Annotated in this window: 17 protein-coding genes; 10 read left to right on the top strand and 7 right to left on the bottom strand. The window is 64.1% G+C overall.

Going from position 1 to position 20,426, the window contains the following annotated elements:
• Positions 1-10 precede the first annotated feature (10 nt).
• Positions 11-1,243, bottom strand: a complete 1,233-nt coding sequence (locus AB0Y14_RS06380; RefSeq protein ID WP_436588349.1) for a hypothetical protein — start codon at positions 1,241-1,243, stop codon at positions 11-13.
• A 211-nt stretch (positions 1,244-1,454) separates the two neighbouring features.
• Between AB0Y14_RS06380 and AB0Y14_RS06375 the strand changes: the two genes are divergently transcribed.
• Together AB0Y14_RS06375 and AB0Y14_RS06370 are read left to right on the top strand one after the other, a co-directional pair.
• Positions 1,455-2,609: a CPBP family intramembrane glutamic endopeptidase gene (locus AB0Y14_RS06375; protein WP_436588348.1), complete on the top strand. Its 1,155-nt coding sequence runs from the start codon at positions 1,455-1,457 to the stop codon at positions 2,607-2,609.
• 16 nt (positions 2,610-2,625) lie between these two features.
• Positions 2,626-3,954 (top strand): M18 family aminopeptidase, encoded by a 1,329-nt coding sequence (locus AB0Y14_RS06370; protein WP_436588347.1) that lies wholly within the window; start codon positions 2,626-2,628, stop codon positions 3,952-3,954.
• Positions 3,955-4,048: 94 nt separating this feature from the next.
• Here the strand turns inward: AB0Y14_RS06370 and AB0Y14_RS06365 are convergent, their stop codons facing one another.
• Positions 4,049-5,488 (bottom strand): glyceraldehyde-3-phosphate dehydrogenase, encoded by a 1,440-nt coding sequence (locus tag AB0Y14_RS06365; protein ID WP_436588346.1) that lies wholly within the window; start codon positions 5,486-5,488, stop codon positions 4,049-4,051.
• 228 nt (positions 5,489-5,716) lie between these two features.
• On the opposite strand from AB0Y14_RS06365, the gene AB0Y14_RS06360 reads away from it, so the two are divergent.
• The 5 genes from AB0Y14_RS06360 to AB0Y14_RS06340 all read left to right on the top strand — a co-directional run bounded on the left by AB0Y14_RS06360 (position 5,717) and on the right by AB0Y14_RS06340 (position 10,028).
• Positions 5,717-6,682, top strand: coding sequence for a carbohydrate kinase family protein (locus tag AB0Y14_RS06360; RefSeq protein WP_436588345.1), 966 nt, complete (start codon positions 5,717-5,719; stop codon positions 6,680-6,682).
• Positions 6,669-7,196 carry a YbhB/YbcL family Raf kinase inhibitor-like protein gene (locus AB0Y14_RS06355; protein WP_436588344.1) on the top strand — a complete coding sequence of 176 codons (528 nt, stop codon included), beginning with the start codon at positions 6,669-6,671 and terminating at the stop codon, positions 7,194-7,196. The genes AB0Y14_RS06360 and AB0Y14_RS06355 overlap by 14 nt, the downstream gene beginning before the upstream one ends.
• On the top strand, positions 7,193-7,996 hold the full coding sequence (locus AB0Y14_RS06350) for an HAD family hydrolase (protein ID WP_436588343.1): 804 nt from the start codon (positions 7,193-7,195) through the stop codon (positions 7,994-7,996). The genes AB0Y14_RS06355 and AB0Y14_RS06350 overlap by 4 nt, the downstream gene beginning before the upstream one ends.
• Positions 7,989-8,786 (top strand): glycerophosphodiester phosphodiesterase family protein, encoded by a 798-nt coding sequence (locus AB0Y14_RS06345; protein ID WP_436588342.1) that lies wholly within the window; start codon positions 7,989-7,991, stop codon positions 8,784-8,786. The genes AB0Y14_RS06350 and AB0Y14_RS06345 overlap by 8 nt, the downstream gene beginning before the upstream one ends.
• A gap of 174 nt (positions 8,787-8,960) precedes the next feature.
• Positions 8,961-10,028, top strand: coding sequence for an aldo/keto reductase (locus AB0Y14_RS06340; protein WP_436588341.1), 1,068 nt, complete (start codon positions 8,961-8,963; stop codon positions 10,026-10,028).
• Between the two features lie 9 nt (positions 10,029-10,037).
• On the opposite strand, the gene AB0Y14_RS06335 is transcribed toward AB0Y14_RS06340, so the two are convergent.
• On the bottom strand, positions 10,038-11,396 hold the full coding sequence (locus tag AB0Y14_RS06335) for a uracil-xanthine permease family protein (RefSeq protein WP_436588340.1): 1,359 nt from the start codon (positions 11,394-11,396) through the stop codon (positions 10,038-10,040).
• A gap of 221 nt (positions 11,397-11,617) precedes the next feature.
• Complete coding sequence (locus AB0Y14_RS06330) at positions 11,618-13,093, bottom strand: peptide MFS transporter (RefSeq protein WP_436588339.1); 1,476 nt, start codon at positions 13,091-13,093, stop codon at positions 11,618-11,620.
• 220 nt (positions 13,094-13,313) lie between these two features.
• Here AB0Y14_RS06330 and AB0Y14_RS06325 point away from each other — a divergent pair, with 220 nt between their 5' ends.
• Positions 13,314-14,879 carry an ATP-binding protein gene (locus AB0Y14_RS06325; protein ID WP_436588338.1) on the top strand — a complete coding sequence of 522 codons (1,566 nt, stop codon included), beginning with the start codon at positions 13,314-13,316 and terminating at the stop codon, positions 14,877-14,879.
• On the opposite strand, the gene AB0Y14_RS06320 is transcribed toward AB0Y14_RS06325, so the two are convergent.
• From AB0Y14_RS06320 to hutG, 3 genes are all read right to left on the bottom strand, one after another.
• Positions 14,857-15,906, bottom strand: coding sequence for a zinc-dependent alcohol dehydrogenase family protein (locus AB0Y14_RS06320; protein WP_436588337.1), 1,050 nt, complete (start codon positions 15,904-15,906; stop codon positions 14,857-14,859). The genes AB0Y14_RS06325 and AB0Y14_RS06320 overlap by 23 nt on opposite strands.
• A gap of 192 nt (positions 15,907-16,098) precedes the next feature.
• Positions 16,099-17,733 (bottom strand): phosphoglucomutase (alpha-D-glucose-1,6-bisphosphate-dependent), encoded by a 1,635-nt coding sequence (pgm, locus tag AB0Y14_RS06315; RefSeq protein WP_436588336.1) that lies wholly within the window; start codon positions 17,731-17,733, stop codon positions 16,099-16,101.
• A gap of 103 nt (positions 17,734-17,836) precedes the next feature.
• Entirely contained in the window at positions 17,837-18,865 is a 1,029-nt protein-coding gene (gene hutG / locus AB0Y14_RS06310) for a formimidoylglutamase (RefSeq protein ID WP_436588335.1), read from the bottom strand.
• Positions 18,866-19,094: 229 nt separating this feature from the next.
• Here hutG and AB0Y14_RS06305 point away from each other — a divergent pair, with 229 nt between their 5' ends.
• Positions 19,095-19,424: a rhodanese-like domain-containing protein gene (locus AB0Y14_RS06305; protein WP_129315241.1), complete on the top strand. Its 330-nt coding sequence runs from the start codon at positions 19,095-19,097 to the stop codon at positions 19,422-19,424.
• 16 nt (positions 19,425-19,440) lie between these two features.
• Complete coding sequence (gene pheA, locus AB0Y14_RS06300; protein WP_436588334.1) at positions 19,441-20,364, top strand: prephenate dehydratase; 924 nt, start codon at positions 19,441-19,443, stop codon at positions 20,362-20,364.
• Positions 20,365-20,426: the final 62 nt, after the last annotated feature.

Genomic DNA, 20,426 nt, shown 5'->3' with positions numbered 1-20,426 from the left:
CGAGACCCGATCAGTGGTAGGACATCTTCCACTTTTCCTCGACATGCGTCGTCCTCACTTGGACGAGGACGTTGTCATCGTCCTTGGTCGTGTCGGGGAAGGAAACATCCTTTTTCTGCCCCTCGGAGACGTTCTCGTGGAAGGTCCGGTTGCCCTTCAGGTCGTAGGCCTCGATCTCGAAGGACTCGTGACCCAAGTTCTCGAAGGTCGCGTCCTTCTTCGGTCCCTGATAGACGTAAGCAACGGTCCCGTTGCTCTCCAGAGGCTGGTCCCCTTCCGACTTGATGGCATTCTTGTCGTACAGTTTGACCTCCCAAGAACCTTCGGTCGCGTCGACGTGGAATCCCTGGGGGTTGCCGTAGAGGCCGTCCAGATCGATCCAGCTCGATCCGGCCGAGGTGTCGATGTCGTTGGCGTACAGGCCTGAATCCTCGCCCTTGTCGTCCATTCCCCAGACGGCGAAGTTGGACTCGCCCTCGTACCAGTATTCGGCGTAGTAGACGTGGCCGTCCTTGAGCTTGTCCGTCTTGACTCTCTGATCGCCCTCGCCGGAGATCGTCTCGACAGGTTCGGCATCATTTCCGGGAATGTTGGCCTGGTCCGGGCGTGAGCCTGACGGGGCGGAACCCGTCCCGGAGGCTTGGGGCGAGCCGCTGGCCGTGCTGGACTCCGTGGCGTACGACGACGCCGTCTGTGATTCTTCCGGGTCCCCGGACTTTCCGATGATCCCGGCCAGAACGAGAACCAGGGCCACGATCAGGACCAGCAGGATCGCGCCGATGATGGACAGGATGCCTGCGGTCGTCGTGAAGAAGTTCTTTTTTCGCGGTGTTTGGCCGCCGGGATAGCCGTTCCACTGGGTGCTGCCACCCTGGCCCGGGCCGCCTTGGCCGTTGTGCCAGCTGTCGGACGTGCCATGGGGTGAGGGCCCCGCCATGGGCTGCTGGGGTCTGTCCGCATCTCCCTGCAGGGTTTTGTCCTCCGAGGGGAGCTGGGCATCCTGGGCGTCGTGGCCGAACTCGCCCTGGTCCTTGGGGGATGAACCGTCCGCTCCGGGTTCCGGCGGGACGAATGAGGGGTCGTCGGGGTGATCGGAGGGAACAGGGTTGCCGTTGTTGTCGACCCAGAAGGGCCATCCCTGGGGCGCGGGTCCCCAGCTGGGATCGGGGCGCCACCCGGGGTCCGGCCTCCATCCCTCGGGCGGGGGCGGCCAATGCGGCGGAGGATTGAACCGTAGTGACATAGGAGGATTCCTTCGGAAAGAAATGTGATTAACGATTCAAGTGTGGCATGTATGCTCAAAACTTTCTCAGAGTCCCGTCCAGGTCAGGCGGGGCATTCCTGGACGTATGACGACGCCGGCGCCGGTGTGGACCCAACCGGAATCCTGGGATCTGCTCCCAAAGGTCGCAGATCGTGGGAACCGCAGCCCGCCACCCCATAGAGTGGAGTGTATGGAAGACCCCATCTCCCCGAAGTCCTCAACGCCCCCGTGGGTATCCGGAGAACAGCCGATCCCGGCCTCGCAGACCGGATGGCCCCCAGCGGCCCGGGAGGCAGGGTTGGGGCGCGGTGACGGCACGGAAGAAGCGGCTCGCGCCTACCAATCAGCCGGAGCCCCCAAATTCAACGATGTCCCGGTGGAACCTTTGCCGTACCACCGTTTGTGGAAAGCGGATCCCTTTCATCGGTGGTGGAAGCCAGTGGTCGAATTCTGCATTTCGGGCCCTCTTTATCTCGTGCTGGCCATCCTTGTCTCCGTACCGATGCTCGTGGCACCGCTGCTGACCGGATCCGCACCTGTGACCATCGGACCCAATGGATATCCGGAAGGGATGTTTTCGAGTCCCTTCACTTTCCTGATCATGTTCTTGAGCATTGCCCTCATGGCCCCGTGCGTGATCCTGGGGCGACTCATCATGGGGCCCCGGCCGTTGGGTCTGCTCTTTTCGGTCGCCGGCAGGCTGAGATGGACCTGGTTGGCAACCTGTCTCACCATCGGACTCGTACTCTTTGTCATCGTCCAGGGGCTCACGGTCCTGCTGTCGGCGGCCACGAGCTCCGAGATGCCGACGCCGAGTTTCGACGCCCGAACCGGTGTGTGGATTCTCCTGATCATCCTGATCGTGGTGCCGATTCAGTGCGCCGCGGAAGAAATGGTGTTCCGAGGGTTCCTCATGCAAACGGTCGGCCGCTGGCTCAAGCATCCCCTCTGGGCGGTCCTCATTCCGGCGCCGTTCTTCGTCCTGAGCCACGGGTACGGTCTGTGGGGGCTTATCAGCGTCGGGATCCTGGCGGTGATCGCAGGGGTGCTGTGTATCGCCACGGGCGGGCTGGAGGCCTCGATCGGTCTGCACGTCAGCAACAACGTGACCACTGTCCTGTTGGGGCTCTTCGGGCTCGCCGATCCGTTCGGAGCCGTCGAAACCGGCCCGTCGGATGCAATCGTGACCCTGGTGGTCGAAGGGCTCTACGCGGTCCTCGTTCTCTGGGCCGCACGACGTCGCCGCATTCCTGCCCGGCGCGACCCCGCCGCCACCTGGCGGGCCTGGCCGGGCTGGGCCCTGCAGAATGCGGGCGTCGGTTCCCACGTCCCCACAACTCACTGACAACCAGGAGGAACCCATGACCGAGCACGGCACCGGAACCACAACCCTCGACCCGCGGGGCAATGCGGAGGATCTCGCACAATTCGTCGCCGCCTCACCCTCGTCCTACCATGCGGTTCGGGAGACGGCCCGGCGCCTGGAGGCGGCAGGCTTCGTTCAACAACACGAAACGGAAGATTTCGACGGTGGCCCCGGCGGACGGTACGTGGTCCGTGACGGAGCCGTCGTCGCCTGGTACACCCCGGCCGCGGTGACACCGGATCAGGGCTTCAGGATCGTGGGGGCACACACCGATTCGCCGACGTTCAAGGTCAAACCGCAATCGTCGATCGATCGGTTCGGGTGGCACCAGGTCGGCGTCGAAGTGTACGGAGGCGCGCTTCTCAACTCGTGGCTGGACCGTGAATTGTGCCTTGCCGGACGGCTGAGCGTGAGACAGGACGATGGGCGAATCGAGGAGAAGCTCGTCGCGACAGGGCCGGTGGCCCGCATCCCCCAGCTGGCGATCCACCTCGATCGCTCCGCCAACGAAGGCCTCACCTTGGACCGCCAGAACCACGTTCAGCCCGTGTGGGGCGCGGGAAACCCGCCGAGCGACGTGCTGGGCTATCTCGCCGCTCACGAGGTGAACGGCGAATCGATCGATCCGGGGTCGGTGATGGGGTACGAGATTGTCCTCGCCGACACCCAGGAGGGCCGACTCTTTGGCCAGAACCACGAGTTCCTGGCATCCGGCCGCCTGGACAACCTCTCCTCGGTCCATGCCGGGCTCGAAGCACTCGTCCGGGCTTCCGACGGTGAAGCAACACGGGACGAGACCCTGGTCTTGGCCGCTTTCGACCATGAGGAAATCGGGTCGGCATCGCGGTCCGGGGCCGCCGGTCCGATTCTCGACGACATCCTGGTCCGGATTTCGGCCGCTCGCGGCGGAAGCCCGGCCGAATACCGACGCGCGCTCGCTGGTTCCGTGTGCCTTTCTGCGGATGCCGGTCACTTGGTGCATCCGAATTACCCCGGACATCACGACCCCGTGAACCAGCCGAAACCGGGGGCGGGCCCCTTGCTCAAGATCAACGCGAACCAGCGGTACGCGACCGACGCCGTCGGCGCGGCGATCTGGGCGCGGGCATGTGAGAGTGCCGGAGTCGGGTACCAGGAATTCGTGTCCAACAACGATGTTCCCTGCGGTTCGACGATCGGACCGATCACCGCCACGCGCCTGGGCATACGGACCATCGACGTCGGACTCGGGCTTCTGTCGATGCACTCTGCCCGCGAAATGTGCCACGTCGAAGACCTCTGGGCCCTGGGCCAGGCTATCGGAGGCTTCTACCGGAACGACTGAGCGCCGGCAGCGCACGACGCCGCCCCGGGGCTGACTGTCGCGAATTGTTCTCGCGAACCAGATTGGCCCGGGGCGGCGTCGTGCGATGTGTCGATTACTCCTTGGGGAAGCTGGCCGGATGAGCTCCGGCCATCTCCTCGACTACGCGAATGACCTGGCACGAGTACCCGAACTCGTTGTCGTACCACACGTAGACGACCACGGAGTTGCCGGAGACGACCGTCGCCAAACCGTCGACGATGCCGGCCCGGCGCGATCCGACGAAGTCTGTCGAGACGACTTCGTGCGAGTCCGTGTAGTCGATCTGCTTCCGCAGGGTCGAGTTCAGGGACATGTCACGCAGATAGGCGTTCAGCGAATCCTTCGAATCGGGCGCCTCGTCCAGTTGCAGGTTCAGGATAGCCATCGACACGTCGGGGGTGGGAACGCGGATGGCGTTGCCCGTGAGCTTCCCCTTGAGCTGGGGGAGCGCCTTGGCCACGGCCTTTGCCGCCCCGGTCTCGGTCAACACCATGTTCAATGCTGCCGATCGGCCTCGGCGGTCTCCCTTGTGGAAGTTGTCGATGAGGTTCTGGTCGTTGGTGAACGAGTGAACGGTTTCGACGTGTCCGTGCGAGACGCCGTATTCGTCATCCAGAACCTTGAGTACCGGCGTGATCGCGTTGGTCGTGCAGGAGGCGGCGGAGACGATGCGGTCGTCATCGGAAAGGATGTCGTGGTTGACCCCGCAGACGATGTTCTTCAGCTCCCCCTTGCCGGGAGCGGTCAGGAGAACCTTCGCCGCGCCCTTGGCCCGGAGATGCTGGGACAGGCCTTCTTCGTCCCGCCAGCGGCCCGTGTTGTCGATGATCAGGGCGTTGTCGATACCGTACTCGGTGTAGTCCACGGTGGCCGGGTCCGACGAGTAGATGAACTGGATCGGCACGCCATTGGCGGTCACGATGTTGGTCTCGGGGTCCACCTGGATGGTTCCGCGGAATGCCCCGTGGACCGAGTCGCGACGAAGCAAGGACGCCCTCTTGAACAAGTCTTCTTCGCCGTTTTTGCGAACGACGACGGCACGCAGGTTCAGTCCCGAACCGAGGCCGCGCTCGATCAGTATGCGAGCCAGAAGTCGGCCGATTCGCCCGAAACCGTAGAGAACGATGTCCTGGCTCTTGCGTTCCTCCTGGCCCTGGAGGCCGACGACGTCGGCGAGCTGGTTGCGCAACCACCCTTTGACATCGGAGTCATTTCCTTGGGTCTTGTGCAATTTGTTGAGCCTGGCCAGATCGACGGAGGCCGGACCCAGCTCGAGTTCGTCCAGCGCCTCGACCAGCGGGTACGTCTCCTCGAGGCTGAGCTCGACCGTATCGATCTGCCTGGCCCAACGGTGGGCCTTGATGATGTCGGTGACCGACTGGTTGAGCAGGCTGCGGCCGTGAATGTTCACGACCACGCGGTTCTCGCGGTGCAACCGGCCGATCAGCGGGATCATGGCTTCGGCGAGCTCTTCGCGGCGGGACCATTCGGTGGGGGTGACAGGGCTGGTCACAGTTAGACCTTCACTTTCTCGTTCCGGGGCTTCGCTGACCCGGACGTGATCTTCGAACTCATGCTCGTGCTGAGCATTTTCCAGCGTAGATGATCGAAGCAGGCAATTTTTGCGAAATGTGGGTTTTGTGGACGGAAAACAACGTGTCACGTGCCACATTTGGAGATCGGTATCCGCAACCCTTCACAAGGATGGTCCCTCGGCTTCCGGCCTCGATAGACTGAGCGCATGCTAACTGTGATCGGCGAGGCACTCGTAGACATCGTGAAGAAGGGCGGGGAGGTTCCCAGAACCCACCCCGGAGGCAGCCCCCTGAACGTTGCCGTGGGGCTGTCTCGGCTGGGGCACAGGACCAGATTCATTGGCAGGTACGGCCGGGACGAGCACGGCAACGTCATCGACGAGCATCTTCGGGACTCCGGCGTCGAACTGCCGATCGGGCCCGACGACGAGCCGACGTCGATCGCCGAATCCGCCCTGGACGAAACCGGCGCCGCATCCTACGATTTCCGGCTGGACTGGAATCTCGAGGCGGCTCGCGACAGGTTGGGGGAGCTCTTGGAGGAGACCGACCTGCTGCACGTCGGTTCGATCGGAGCGATGCTCGAGCCGGGAGCCTCGACCGTTATCGAGGCCGTCCGACAAGCCTCGCCGCACGCGCTGATTGCCTACGACCCCAATTGCCGTCCGACGATCATTCCCGACTCGTCCGAGGCTCGGGAGCGGGCCGAATCCGTGGTCACCTGCGCCGACGTCGTGAAAGCATCGGACGAGGACCTGCTGTGGCTCTATCCTCATCGTACGGTCGAGGAATCTGCCCAGGCCTGGCTCGAATCCGGGGCGGGTCTCGTGGTCGTCACTCGCGGAGAGTGGGGCCCGTGGGCTATCAGCCGGGGCTCCGGCGGGAACGGGGTTCGTGTCCAGCCTCCGCGCGTGGAGGTTTCGGATACCGTGGGCGCCGGAGACTCCTTCATGGCGGCCCTCCTGTCGGCACTGGTGGATCGGGGCATCTGCGGCCCGCAGAGCCGAGAAGGGCTCGACGCCCTGACGGCGGAGGACTTGCAGGACGTGCTGCGGCGAGCGGTAGTGGCGGCCGCCGTGACGGTTTCCCGGGAAGGCGCCGACTCGCCGAGCCGCGAAGAACTGGAAGAGTATCTGAAGCGAGAGAAGGAGAACGAGAATGCTGGATCGTGAACCGTATGCCGATCTGCCACAACTGCCCGAATTCACGCTGACCTCCGATGATGTAGCCGAAAGCCAGCCTCTTGCACTCGACCAGGCCTCGGGCGCCATGGGAATCGAAGGCGGCAAGGACATCGCTCCCCATCTCTCATGGTCGGGAGCCCCGGAAGGGACCAAGAGCTACGTGGTCACCTGCTTCGACCCCGATGCTCCCACGCCCTCCGGCTTCTGGCATCTGTGCGTGTCCAACATTCCCGCGGACGTCACGGAGCTGCCGAGCGGTTGGGCTTCGGAGGCGATCGACGGCGCCGTCAAGCACCTCAATGACGGAGGAAATCGCGAATTCACCGGGGCTGCGCCCCCTCCCGGCCACGGCGCACACCGGTATATCTTCTGCGTGACTGCGGTGGACACCGAGAAGCTCGATCTTGATGAGAATGCCAGCCCCGCCGTCGTGAACTTCAACCTGTTCTTCCACGGAATCGGTCGGGCATTCCTGACGGGGACCTACGAGGTCACCGCGTGATCAAATTGATCGCGACCGACTTGGACGGGACCGTCCTCGGCCCGGACTTCAAGTTTCGCGATCGCACGCTGGATGCGTTGCGTGCCGCCCGGGCCGCCGGCGTGGAGATCGTTTACGTCACCGGGCGGCCGCACCGTTGGCTCGATCCTGTCCGCGAACAACTCGAATACGACTCGGTCGCGATCTGCTCGAACGGGGCCGTGATCTACGACGTCGCGCGGGAAGAGGTCGTCCAGGCCGAGACGGTGCCCACGGACGTGATCCTCGATCTGCATTCGGCGCTCCGGCGGGTCCTGCCGAATGCGCACTATTCGACCGAGACCCTTGAGGGAGTGGTCTGTGAGCCCGGATGGCCGCAGACGAATCTGCTCGAAACCGGGAAGCGAACCGTCGGCGACCTGCACGACCTCCTGTCGGAGAAGTCCCGCATCATCAAGTTCCTGGTCCGCGACGACTCCATGGACCCTCGCGTCCTCTACGACGTCGTGTGCGATGCGGCCGAGGATAAGGTCTCCGTCACGCACGCGGTGGCGAATATGCCGCTCGCGGAAATCGGGCAACCGGGCCTCTCGAAGGGGCGGACCCTGTCGCGTTGGTGTGCCGTCGAAGGGATCGGCGCGGAGGAGGTCCTGGCCTTCGGTGACATGCCGAATGACACCACGATGCTCCAATGGGCCGGCCACGGCTATGCCATGGCTTCGGGGTGGCCCGATGTTATCCAGGCCGTAGGCCGGACGTGTCCCGGTTTCGAAGAAGACGGCGTCGCACAGGTCATCGAGGAGCTGCTCGGGCGTGGCTGATCGGGAGAGTGCACGGGCCGTCCGGATCCTTGCTCATCGAGGTCTGGCCGTGGATACGGACGAGAACTCGATCCGGGCTTTCCGGGCCGCGGGCGACGTGGGAACGCGGTGGATCGAAACGGATGTTCACACGACATCCGATGGCGTCGTCGTCGCGATCCACGATCCGGACATCGCGCGAGTTGCCGGGAGGCCGGGCGACGTCGCGACGACCGATGCCTCGGACCTGACCGCGCTTCGTATGGTCGGCGGGGAATCGATTCCGACCATGGCCTCCGTCTTCGAGGCCTGCCCCGACCTGTGCTTCAACATTGATATCAAGGACGAAGCGTCGGTTCTTGCCCTGCCGCGGGTCATCGACCGAGCCGAGGCATGGGATCGAGTGCTCATTGCGTCCTTTTCCGAGTCCCGACGTCGTCGCGCGATGCGACATGCCCCCGATGGGGTCCCCTCGAGCGCCGGATACGGCGGAATCGCGGCGTTTCGCCTAGTCAGCGCTTTTATGCCGGTCAAGGCATGTGTGCGCGTGTGGCCCGTGGTCCGTCGATTCCTGGGGCCGTGGATCGCTGCTTTCCAGGCCATGCAGGTTCCGATGTCGCAAAAGGTCGGCCCCTTCCGGATTCCGGTTGCGGACCGCAGATTCGTCCGGGCGGCCCACGCCTGCGGCATGCGCGTCGACGTGTGGACCGTGGACGATCCGCAGGACATGGAGCGCCTCGTCGAACTCGGAGTCGACGGGATCGTGACCAATAGGCCAGACGTGGCCGTGACTGTCCTCGGCGGGCGCTGAACCCGACCCAGTGGGCTGCGTGCCAGACCCGCGGGTCGCTATCGACCCCTCGAATCCGCCGCATGGTCTGGAGCGGAGAAGATCTCGACGTTCGCTGTTCGTCCCAAACCCTGGCCATTGCCTCGGGCGTGTGCACACCATGAGGTCACCTAACGATGCGTGAGGAGCGACACTATGGAATACACCCGTCTCGGCAACTCCGGTCTGTACGTGTCACGTCTGGCCCTGGGAACCATTACCTATGGCCAGGGTGGAGGTTTCGAGAAAATTGCCGGTCTGGATGCGCAAGAAGCACGCAAACAACTGGATGCCGCTTTCGATCGCGGCGTCAACTTCATCGATACCGCGAACATCTACAGCGGCGGTGACGCCGAGAAGGTCCTGGCCAGAGCTCTGGATGGTCGACGTGATGACGTGATCCTGACTTCCAAGGCCAGGTCCCCCGTCGGTGACGGCCCGAACGATTCGGGCGCGAGTCGTTACCATCTGACGAGGGCCGTGGAGAACAGCCTGACACGACTCGGGACGGACCACCTGGACCTGCTGTATATCCACCAGTGGGACGGGCAGACCCCGGTTCGCGAAACGGTCGAGGCGGCCAACGAACTGATCGCCTCCGGCAAGATCCGGTACTGGGGCGTCTCCAACTACACCGGTTGGCAACTGACCAAAACGGTCTACGAGGCAAAAGCCCTGGGTCTCACCCCGCCGATTGAGCAGCAGGTCTACTACACGCCCGAGGCGCGCGAGATCGAATACGAGATCCTGCCCGCGGCACGGGACCTTGGAGTCGGGACTTGGGGCTGGTCGCCGCTGGGCGAGGGCCTGCTCAACGGGAAGGTTCGACGAGGGCAAGAGACCTCGTCCGCAACGAGGCAGGGAACAGGTTGGCCCGAGCCCCACGTGACGGACTGGGACCGCGCCTACCGCCTGATCGATGTTCTCGACGAGACGGCCCGCGAGCTCGGGTGGAGCCTGCCCCAGGTGGTCATTTCCTGGCTCCTGGGTCGTCCGGGGGTCGACGGCGTCGCCATTGCGGCACGCGAATTCGACCACCTGATCGAGGACCTGGACGCCGCAGAGCTTTCGCTGCCCGACGACGCCCGCCGGCGCATCACAGAAGCTTCCCAGTTGCCGGCCTACTATCCTGTGTGGCACCGGCTCCTCAACGGTATGGACCGCCCGGACCCCTCCGACCAGGCGTTCTTCGAAGAGCAGCGCGCGAGCGTGCTGGGGGAGTAGTTCCGGGGTCTATCCCAGTGGCGAGGGGTGTTCCGTGGCGTCCGGCTCCAGGGGGTCGTGGCCCACCGAGCGACGTCGGCGCGCGATGAAGGTCATCAGGTGGTAGACCACGAGGGTGGCCCCCGTACCCAGGGCGATACCTGCGAATTGGAGACCGAAGATGTCCCAGGTGTAGTCGGCGATGCCCACGATCAGGGCGACGGCTGCCGTGGTCAGGTTCACCTGGTTGGAGAAGTCAACACGGTTCTGCACCCAAATCCGCACGCCCAGCATTCCGATCATGCCGTAGAGGACGGTCGCGGCTCCTCCGAGAACTCCCGCGGGCACGGTGGCGACCGCGGCACCGAAGACCGGCATGACCGACAGGAGGAGAGCGACGACGGCCGCGACCCAGTACGCGGCCGTCGAATAGACCTTGGTCGCGGCCATGACGCCGATGTTCTCCGCGTAGGTGGTGGTCCCTGAGCCTCCCCCGGCTCCAGCGATCGTGGTTGCCAGGCCATCGGCCATGATGGCACGTCCCGCATAGTGGTCCAGGTTGGTCCCCGTCATCAAGGCCACGGACTTCACGTGACCGATGTTTTCGGCCACCAGGACGAGGACCACGGGTACGAAAAGCCCTGCGAGGGCGAGATGGAACTCGGGGGCGTGGAAGTGTGGAAGGCCGAAGAGGCCCTCGGTCTCCCACGCCTGCCGGATCGACCCGAAATCGACCTCACCCCGGCACACCGCGGTGATGTACCCAATGACCACACCCAACAGGATCGACAGCCGCCCGAGGATGCCGCGGAACAGGACTGAGACCAGAACGATCGAAGACAAGGTCACGAGCGCGGTCACGGGCGCCTTCATGAAGTTGTCCTTGGCCGAGGGCGCGAGGTTGAAGCCGATCAGGGCCACGATCGAGCCCGTGACCAGGGGAGGCATCAGCGCCTGGAGCCAGCCTGTTCCGGCCACCTGGACGATGAGACCGATGACGAAGAGGGCCAGTCCGGACATGGCGACGCCTCCGAGAGCGCCCCCGGGCCCGTACTGGTTCATGGCCGCGCCGATCGGTGCAATGAACGCGAAGGACGACCCCAGGTAGGAAGGGACTCGTCCCGCCGTGAGGATAAGGAACACGACCGTTCCGATGCCGGAGAAGAACAAGGTGGTGGCCGGAGGGAAACCGGTGAGCAGCGGAACCAAGAACGTGGCCCCGAACATGGCGACCACATGTTGGGCGCCGATGCTGACGGTGCGCCCCCACGTGAGCCTCTCCTGGGGAGCGACGACCTGCCCCGGGGCAACATGCTTCCCGTCCCCGTGGAGCGACCACTTCAGGCCCAGCTTCTGGGACGTCGAATCGGATGAGGGTGCAGCGCTCACGCGTACTCCTGAGTCGTTTCATGGGTCGATGGCCGGGCACCGTGATGCGATTCGGGCCAATGGTGCTCGAACAATTCTACGGACTCGCGGGCCCGCTCATCGTGTTGTCCGCAGGTCAGGGGCCGTTTCGGCGTCGACGGCCGATGACGCTTCCGAACGAATATGCCAAGGGCGGGACTCCCTGTCGGGAATCCCGCCCTTGGCATATCAGGCAGTCGGCCCTACTTCAGCCCGCGCATCATCGACAGGATCGGCTTGCGGAAGAACCACAGGATCACGCCCGCGACGATGCTGATCAGACCCATCGTGAGGAAGTACGGAATCTCGTTCGGCTCGGAGTAGAACTGTGCGAGCCAGCCCGACATCGCGGTGCCCATCGCGACCGATGTCCAGTACCACGCCATCATCTGCGACTTATGTGCCTCCGGAGCGAAGCGCGTGGTCGCGGACGTGCCGGTCGGTGAGAGCGTGAGCTCGGAGATCGTGCACACGAACAGGATCAGCACGAGCCACCAGAGGCTCACGATGTGGTGACCCGCCGGGAGCAGGAAGATCAGGAATGCGATGCCGACGCCGACCATGCCCAGCGAGAACTTCGTGACCGTGGACGGCTGGCGGTTCCCCAGCTTGGTCCACATGGTCGCGAAGACGGTCCCCAACAGGATGATGAAGACGGGGTTGATCGACTGGAACAGACCCGGCTTGAACTCGAGCCCGAACAGGTGCCAATCGAGGCGGCTGTCCGAGTACACGGCCATGACGGTGAACTGCTGCTGGTACAGGGACCAGAACACGGCGTTGCCGATCCACAGCGGGATGAAGGCCAGGACCCGGGAGTGCTCGGTCTCGTCGGTCTTCTTGCTGCTGATCAGGATGTAGCCCAGCACGATCGCGCCGGCCAGGGTCAGGCCGATCACCCAGTTGGAGATATTGCCGGGCGTAATCAGTCCGAGCAGGCACAGGATTAGAACGATCATGATTGCCACGACCAGGCCGCCGACGAACATGCCCTTCTGTCGTCCGTTCGCCGGGTTGTTGACGTAGTGGACGCTCTCGGGCAGGTTCTTGCGGGTCATCGCATACTGGAGGAGTCCCAGCGCCATGCCGATTGCGGCGAGCAGGAAGCCGAAGTGGAAGCCGAAAACGCCCCAACCGGTATTGGTGAACAGCGGTCCCACGAGAGCGCCGATGTTGACGCCCATGTAGAAGACCGTGAATCCCGCTTCCCGTCGCATGTCCTTGACGTCATAGAGGGAGGCCACCAGAACCGACGCGTTGGTCTTGAGGCAGCCGGAACCCACCGCGATCAGTATCAGTCCAATGATCACGCCGGCGAAGTTGGGGATCAGGGAAAGAGCCAGGTGACCGAACATGATCGCGACCGCGGAATAGAACAGCGTCCGTTCCGGGCCGAAGACCCGGTCACCCAGGTATCCGCCGAGGATGGCCATGAGATAGACCATGCCGCCGTAGGCGCCGATGATGCCGGTGGCCGCGGCCTTGTCGAGGCCGAGGCCGCCTTCGGCGGCCGAGTAGTACAGGTAATAGACGAGAATGCCTTGCATCCCGTAGAAGGAGAAGCGCTCCCACATCTCCACGGAGAAGAGATTGGCGAGCATTCGCGGGTGGCCGAAGAAGGTTTTGCCGCTCGGGTTCCGAGGGTCTGCTTCTGTGCCTTCAGCGATGTGACTGGACATCGGGTAGCACCGTTCGTTTGTTGGATGTTTAAGTTTGCCGTCCGCAACTCTAACCCCAAAGTGTGAAGCGGCGCATAATCGGATGTGGTATGAGCGGAGCGCGGAGCCCTTGGCGAGGCCCGGTGCCGGTGGCGATTCCTCCCGCTCTAGCGGCCATTTCGCCTCATGGTCACCAAAATTTTGGATGACGATGAGCGACTATGTGATTAGCATCATGACTATGAGAGGTACCAGGCAACTCGTCAAGGAGCTCCGGGCCTCGGGCTCGGAATCGACCGAGGTCGAGGTCAAGTCGGGCCTGCACGGCTTCCCGAAATCGGCTTTGGAAACCATGAGTGCCTTCGCCAACGGGACCGGCGGAACCATCCTTTTCGGCCTCACCGACAAGACGTTCCGGCCCGTCAAGGGGTTCGATGCTCAGCGGGTCCACGACGCCGTGTCCAACGCCGTTCGGTCCAAGCTCACCCCGCACCCCTCCGTGGAATTGTCGGTCGAGGAATTCGAAGGGGTCAGGGTCGTCCGCGCCGACGTCGAGGAGCTGCCATACTTCGACAAGCCCTGTTTCGTCGCGGCCAAAGGCGCATATGGCGGTTCGTACATACGTATCGGAGAAGGCGATCACAAGCTCTCCGAGTACGAGGTCAGCCAACTCAGGGACAACCGGATCCAACCGGGATACGACCGGGAACCGGTCGAGAACGGAAACCAGGACATTCTCCACTCCCAGGCGGTCGACAACCTGCTGGCCAAGGCTCGGGCCAGAACTCCGGCGGCCTTCAGCGGCGTCGAACCCCGCATTGCCCTCAAGCGTCTGAACGTCACGCACGATTCCGCTCGACGGGCCCGACCGACCCTCGCGGGTCTCCTGGCGCTGGGCGTCTACCCTCAGGAGTTCTACCCCCAGCTCAACGTCACTTTCGTGGCGGTTCCAGGAACTTCTCTCGGCGAGGTGGATGCCGGCGGTGTCGCCTTCACGGACAACCAGTCCTTCAACGGACCTATCCCGTCGTTGATCAACGCGTCCGTGGATGCGGTGCGTCGAAATTCCAATCGCGCGGCGATCATTTCCGCCGAGGGTCGCCGGGACGTGTACGACTATCCGGACGTCGCCGTGCGCGAGGCCATGACCAACGCCCTGATGCACCGGGACTACAGCCCGTACGCGCGCGGTATTCAGGTGCAGATGGAGCTGTACTCGGACCGACTCGAGATACGGAACCCGGGCGGTTTGTACGGGGGAGTGCGTGTCGAGGAACTGGGACGGGTCTTCACGTCGTCGTCGCGCAACGCGGCGCTGGCGAAGCTGCTCGAGGAAGTCGAGATGCCTCGGACTGGGGCATCGGTCTGCGAGAACCGGGGATCGGGTATCGCCCGCATGGCTTATGCGATGCAGAGGGCTGGCAAGCCGGCACCCGAATTCAGGGTGACGCCGACATCGGTCACCGTGATCTTGCGGCTGGCTCCTGCCCCGTCCGTCCCCGGTACGCCGCCACGAGCGAATGAATGTGTCGACGTCTCCGAGGCAAACATGGCGTCGGATTCCCGGGAGGAGCAACTGATCGAGCTCTTGGCTCGCGGACGCGATCCGGTCACGTGCCAGCGGGTCCAGGACGCTCTGTGTCTGTCCCAGTCGGCGGCAAACCGGTTGCTTCGGCACATGATCGATTCGGGCCGCGTGCTGCCCACCGCACCTCCCCGCAGTCATCGAAGGGCATACGTGCTGGCGAGTGGCGAAGTGGGCGCAGCGGTTCCCGGTCGCGTGGTTAGCGGGAGATCACTACCTTGACCGCCTGGTGATCGGCCGCGTTCGCGAACAAATCATAGGCTTCCTCGAACTGGTCGAAGCCGAAACGGTGCGTGGCCATCTTGCGTGCCTCCAGCTTGCCCGAGGAGACCATGCTGAGCAGCTTGTCGACGGTCGAACAATCCACGAGACCCATGGTCAGGGTCACGTTGGAGATCCAGAGGTCCTGGATCGGCAGGTCGACCGGCTTGCCGTGCACTCCGACGTTGGCCACGGTCCCGTACGGGCGGACGATGTCGAGGCAGGTGCGGAAGGTCTGGGGTATACCCACCGCCTCGATCGCGACGTCAACGCCGAGACCGTCCCGGGACAGGGCCTTGATCTGCTCGACGGCGTCCGGGTCACTCGCGTTGACCGCATCCGTGGCACCCATCTCCAGCGCCTGGTCGAGACGGTTCTGATCCATGTCGACGGCGACCACGCGTCCCGCACCGCACAGACCCGACGTCATGACCGCGCCGAGACCCACCGGGCCTGCGCCGACGACCGCGACGCTATCACCCGGCTGGGTGCGGCCGTTCAGGACGCCGATCTCGAATCCGGTCGGCAACGCATCCGTGAGGAAGAGGACGTCTTCGTCGTCGAGCCCCTCGGGAACGCGATGCACCGAGGTTTCCGCGAAGGGCACTCGCACGTACTCGGCCTGCGTGCCGTCGATGAGGTGGCCGAAGACCCAACCGATGCCACCGAGGGTCTGGCAGTGTGACGGCTGATTGACCTTGCAGTAGGAGCACTTGCCGCAGTTCGTGACGGCCGGGATGATGATGCGGTCGCCGGGTTCGAGATCGGTGACTGCGGACCCCACCTCGGTCACGGTTCCCACGGCCTCGTGTCCCAGAATCCTGCCGTCGGTGACCGCCGGGACGTCGCCCTTCAGGATGTGGAGGTCGGTGCCGCAGATCGTGGTCGTGTCCACCCGGGCGATCACGTCGGTGGGATCGACGATGCGCGGGCTGGGGACCTCTTCCCATGCCTTGGACTGGGGGCCGTGGTAAACAAGAGCCTTCATTGTTTTCTCCTAAACTCAGACTCTGCCGATAGTTGTGTCATGAGGTTTTTCCGCCTCGATTTATATGATATTGGGCCGGAGAGGAAAAAAGGCCGCAGGGCCCCCGCATCCTTGGGATGCGGGGCCCTGCGGCGGAGAATGAACGGGGACGTCGCCGCCCGGGCCACCCCCGGGCGTGTCGTGGCCCGCGGGTCAGGACAGGGCGTCGTCGACGAGCGCCTTGGCCTCCTTCTGAACCTCGGCCAGATGTTCGTCGCCCCGGAAGGATTCCGCGTAGATCTTGTAGACGTCCTCGGTTCCGGAGGGGCGGGCTGCGAACCAGGCGTCGTCCGTGACGACCTTCAGGCCGCCGATCGGTTCACCATTGCCCGGAGCCTCCGTGAGTTTCGCGGTAATGGGCTGACCGGCGAGTTCGGTGGCCGTCACATCGGCCGCGGACAACTTCTTGAGCCGAGCCTTCTGCTCCCGGTCTGCAGGAGCGTCGATGCGCGCGTAGCTGGGAGCGCCGAATTCCGCGGTCAGCTCCGCGTAACGCTGAGAAGGAGTCTTGCCGGTGACCGCGGTCATTTCGGCCGCGAGCAGGGCCAGAATGATGCCGTCCTTGTCCGTGGTCCACACCGAACCATCCCTGCGGAGGAAAGAAGCCCCCGCCGATTCCTCGCCGCCGAAACCGAGCGAGCCGTCGAGGAGTCCTTCGACGAAGTATTTGAAGCCCACGGGTACCTCGACCAGCGGTCGTCCCAGAGATTCGGCGACCTTGTCGATGATGCGGGAGGACACCAGAGTCTTGCCGACCCCGGCGTTGCCGGACCACTGCGGACGATGGCGATACAGATAGTCGATCGCGACGGCAAGGTAATGATTCGGGTTCATCAGCCCGGCGTCGGGAGTCACGATGCCGTGACGATCCGAATCGGCGTCATTGCCGGTGGCGATGTCGAACTGGTCCCGGGAGGCGACGAGTGAGGCCATCGCATCGGGGGAGGAGCAATCCATGCGGATCTTCTCGTCCCAGTCCAGGGTCATGAAAGCCCAGCGGGGATCGACCTCCGGATTCACGACGCTCATGTTGAGGCCGAAGCGCTCGGAGATCGTGATCCAGTATTCGACGGCTGCGGATCCCATCGGGTCGGCCCCGATGTGCAAGCCGGAATCACGGATTGCGTCCAGATCGATGATCTCGGGCAGCGCCGAGACGTAGGAGGTCATGAAGTCGAAACGACCGGTCGTATCCGCGGCCTTGGCGCGTGCCAGGGGAACGCGCCGCACCTCCTTCAGTCCGTCTTCGAGCAGGTCATTGGCGCGATCGGCGATCCAGCTCGTGGCGTCCGAATCGGCGGGACCGCCGTGGGGCGGGTTGTACTTGAATCCGCCGTCTGTCGGGGGATTGTGACTCGGGGTGATCACGATGCCGTCCGCACGTTCTGCTGAGGGATCGGAATTGTGCGTCAGGATCGCGTGGGACAGAGACGGTGTGGGCACGTACCCGTCGTTGGAGTCGACCAGAACTCGGACCCCGTTGCCGGCCAGGACCTCGAGTGCCGTGTCCTGGGCAGGGCCGGACAGGGCGTGAGTGTCGCGCCCCATATAGACCGGTCCCTTGTATCCCTGGACGGATCGATACTCGACGATCGCCTGGGTGATCGAGGCGATATGTGCCTCATTGAAGGAGCCCTTGAGCGCGCTTCCCCGGTGTCCCGAGGTGCCGAAGGCGACACGCTGACCCGGGTCGGCCGAGTCGGGGACCACGGAGTAGTACGCCTGGGTCAATTCTTCGAGGTCAACGAGATCCTCGGGTCGAGCTGGAGTTCCTGCACGGTTAGCCATGTCTTAAACCTAACTCCTTGCGGCTGTGCCGCCGCTGAGAAACGGCTCGAAAGGCCGCCCGAACTGTTGCGGTGGCCTCCACCCTGGGTGGCGACCCGGGGTGTCAGGACAGGCCCTGGGAATGGAGTGCGCGCTGGCGTTCGGCCAGCAGCTCGCGATGTTCCGGGGTGTCCTCGGCGTCGGCGGCCGGGCGCTCGAAGGCGGTCAGCGTTGCCTGGTCGACCAGTCGAGCGGCCGCGCGAGCGGTCCGATGATCCAGGTCCAACTCCGGAATGACGCCGACGACGTCCATGATGGCCAGCTTGCCGCTCTGAGCGATCCTCTTCACGGCCTCCTGGAGCACGATCATGGGCACCCCGAGGGACGATGGAGAGCTGACCCCGGGCGCCTGATAGCCGGGCAGAACATCCATGTCCACGCTGAGGTACACGAGATCCAGGTCCGCCAGCTGCCGGTCCACGTATTCGAGCACGTTCTGGATGCGGCACTCGGCGCACTCCTCGTCCTTGAGGTAGGAAAGCTCGAGGTCGCGCGCGTGCTCGAACTGGGCGCGGGTGTTGGACACTTCGCTGACGCCGACGACGCTGCACGAGAAGTCCCGTCCGGCCTTTTTCTCGTCCGTGATGACCTGGCGGACGGCGGTGACCGCGGTGGGCTGGGGTGTGTTGCGCACCGCGAAATGGGAATCGAAGCTGATCATGCCCCACTTCTTGACGCCGTTCAGTTCGCCGGAGGCGGCGAGTCCGGAGTATGCCGCGTAGGTGGTCTCATGACCACCCCCGAGGACGACCGTCATTCTGTGCTCGGGGATGATCTCAGCCAACTTGTCCGCGGCTTCGGCCTGGGCCTTCTCCATGTCGTGTCCGTCCACGGCCACGTTGCCGCGGTCATGGACGATCTGTCCGCCGTGGAAAGCCAGTTCGGCCAGGGCGTGGCGGATCTGGAACGGACCCTCGGCCGCGCCGGGTCGGCCTTGGTTCCGGATCGTTCCCTCGTGAGACTCGAAACCGAAGATCGCGAGGCCCTTGGAGTCGTCTTCTTTCTGGACCTGGCCTGCGTAGACCATGTGGTGCCACCGGGTGTGGATTGCTCCCGGGCCTTCGTCTCTTCCCATCCACGGTGTCGTCTCCATGACCAGTTCCTCCGAATCTGAAATGTCGCCTGTATTGACCACAGATAACACTCAGTGTGACGCAAAAGGCAAGTAGCGGGCCCGTGTCGTCCCGAATCCTGGGACCAATCGCGATTTCTTCGCAATCTGGGACGGGGGCGTACACCCTCGTGGCGCGCCGGCGTCGCGGGGTAAGTTGGACGAAGAGCAAACGACGAGTGCGGTTCTCCGCCTCGGGTGAGGAGCAAGCATGGAAGAGAACGTTCCGAACGTGAAAGTCGACGACATCCCGGAGGGCGCCAAGATCCTCGACGTCCGCGAGGACTACGAGTGGGAAGAAGGGCACATCGACGGGGCCCAGCACCTTCCTCTGGATCAGGTTCCTGCGCGGTACGGCGAGATCCCCTTGGACGAGGATGTATTCGTGATCTGCCGCAGTGGAGGACGCTCCCTCCGGGCCACCGCTTACCTCAACCAGTACGGATTCGACGCCTTCAACGTGGTGGGAGGCATGGGCGCATGGCAGGATGCGGAAAAGCCCATGGTCTCCGAAAACGGTCAGCCCCCGCAGGTTCGATAGGCGGAGAATCCACTCGATGAAGTACACCTACCTGGGGCCCGAGGGGACGTTCTCCGAGGCCGCACTGCTTTCAGTCCCCGGAGCCGATGACGCCGAGCGCATCCCCTCGGTCTCCGTCCCGGCCGCGTTGGCCAAGGTGCGCGACCACTCGGTCGACGCCGCCATGGTTCCGATCGAAAACTCTGTCGAGGGCGGCGTCACAGCCACCCTGGATGCCATCGGGGCGGGCGACGACCTTCGGATTATCCGGGAGGTTCTGGTTCCGATCCGCTTCGTCCTCATCGGCGCCCCAGGCAAAACCCTCGACGACGTGCGCGTGGTTTCGACCCATTCCCACGCCTGGGCCCAGGTTCGCGGCTGGATGGACGAGGCGCTGCCCGAGGTCGACTACCTCCCGTCCAGCTCAACGGCCGCGGCCGCGGTCGCCTTCTTGGGCAATAAAGCGCCGGGTTACGACGCCGCCGTGTGCTCCCCGATTGTTCCCGAGCAGCACCCCGAGCTGAACCTGCTGGCGACGGACATCGGTGACAACGTCAACGCGGTCACCCGTTTCGTCCTGGTGACTGCGGCTCGAAACGGGCTGCCGCGGCCGGAACCGACGGGGGCCGACAAGACGACCGTGGTGATCCCTCTGCCCGAGGACAGCGCGGGCGCGTTGATGGGCCTCCTCGAACAATTCGCCGCCCGAGGGGTCAACCTCTCCCGCATCGAGTCGCGACCCACGGGCGAAGCATTGGGCTCGTACTTCTTCTCGATCGACGCCGAGGGACACCTGGACAACCTCAGAATGCGCAACGCTCTGCGTGGGCTGCACCGGGTCTCACCGGGCGTGAAATTCCTCGGTTCGTATCCCCGCGCCGATGGCAAGGAACCTCTCCTCGACACCCACCACTCGGACGAGGCCTTTTCCCGTGCGGACGAGTGGGTGGACAATCTCTGAGCCAATCCGACGGGTCCCGCGGGCACGCTCCGTTTGACCCGATTTTGCGGATACTGAACACT

It is taken from the genome of Rothia sp. HC945, assembly GCF_051370785.1.
Lineage (GTDB): Bacteria > Actinomycetota > Actinomycetes > Actinomycetales > Micrococcaceae > Rothia.
The sequence above is the reverse complement of the archived record's forward strand: the minus strand, read 5'-3'. Positions and strand labels throughout refer to the sequence as shown.

Excerpts from the sequence above, each read along its gene's own strand:
- AB0Y14_RS06380 (WP_436588349.1), bottom strand. The coding sequence starts at position 1,243 with ATGTCACTACGGTTCAATCCTCCGCCGCATTGGCCGCCCCCGCCCGAG.
- AB0Y14_RS06375 (WP_436588348.1), top strand. The coding sequence starts at position 1,455 with ATGGAAGACCCCATCTCCCCGAAGTCCTCAACGCCCCCGTGGGTATCC.
- AB0Y14_RS06370 (WP_436588347.1), top strand. The coding sequence starts at position 2,626 with ATGACCGAGCACGGCACCGGAACCACAACCCTCGACCCGCGGGGCAAT.
- AB0Y14_RS06360 (WP_436588345.1), top strand. The coding sequence starts at position 5,717 with ATGCTAACTGTGATCGGCGAGGCACTCGTAGACATCGTGAAGAAGGGC.
- AB0Y14_RS06355 (WP_436588344.1), top strand. The coding sequence starts at position 6,669 with ATGCTGGATCGTGAACCGTATGCCGATCTGCCACAACTGCCCGAATTC.
- AB0Y14_RS06340 (WP_436588341.1), top strand. The coding sequence starts at position 8,961 with ATGGAATACACCCGTCTCGGCAACTCCGGTCTGTACGTGTCACGTCTG.
- AB0Y14_RS06330 (WP_436588339.1), bottom strand. The coding sequence starts at position 13,093 with ATGTCCAGTCACATCGCTGAAGGCACAGAAGCAGACCCTCGGAACCCG.
- AB0Y14_RS06325 (WP_436588338.1), top strand. The coding sequence starts at position 13,314 with ATGAGAGGTACCAGGCAACTCGTCAAGGAGCTCCGGGCCTCGGGCTCG.
- AB0Y14_RS06320 (WP_436588337.1), bottom strand. The coding sequence starts at position 15,906 with ATGAAGGCTCTTGTTTACCACGGCCCCCAGTCCAAGGCATGGGAAGAG.
- pgm (WP_436588336.1), bottom strand. The coding sequence starts at position 17,733 with ATGGCTAACCGTGCAGGAACTCCAGCTCGACCCGAGGATCTCGTTGAC.
- hutG (WP_436588335.1), bottom strand. The coding sequence starts at position 18,865 with ATGGAGACGACACCGTGGATGGGAAGAGACGAAGGCCCGGGAGCAATC.
- AB0Y14_RS06305 (WP_129315241.1), top strand. The coding sequence starts at position 19,095 with ATGGAAGAGAACGTTCCGAACGTGAAAGTCGACGACATCCCGGAGGGC.
- pheA (WP_436588334.1), top strand. The coding sequence starts at position 19,441 with ATGAAGTACACCTACCTGGGGCCCGAGGGGACGTTCTCCGAGGCCGCA.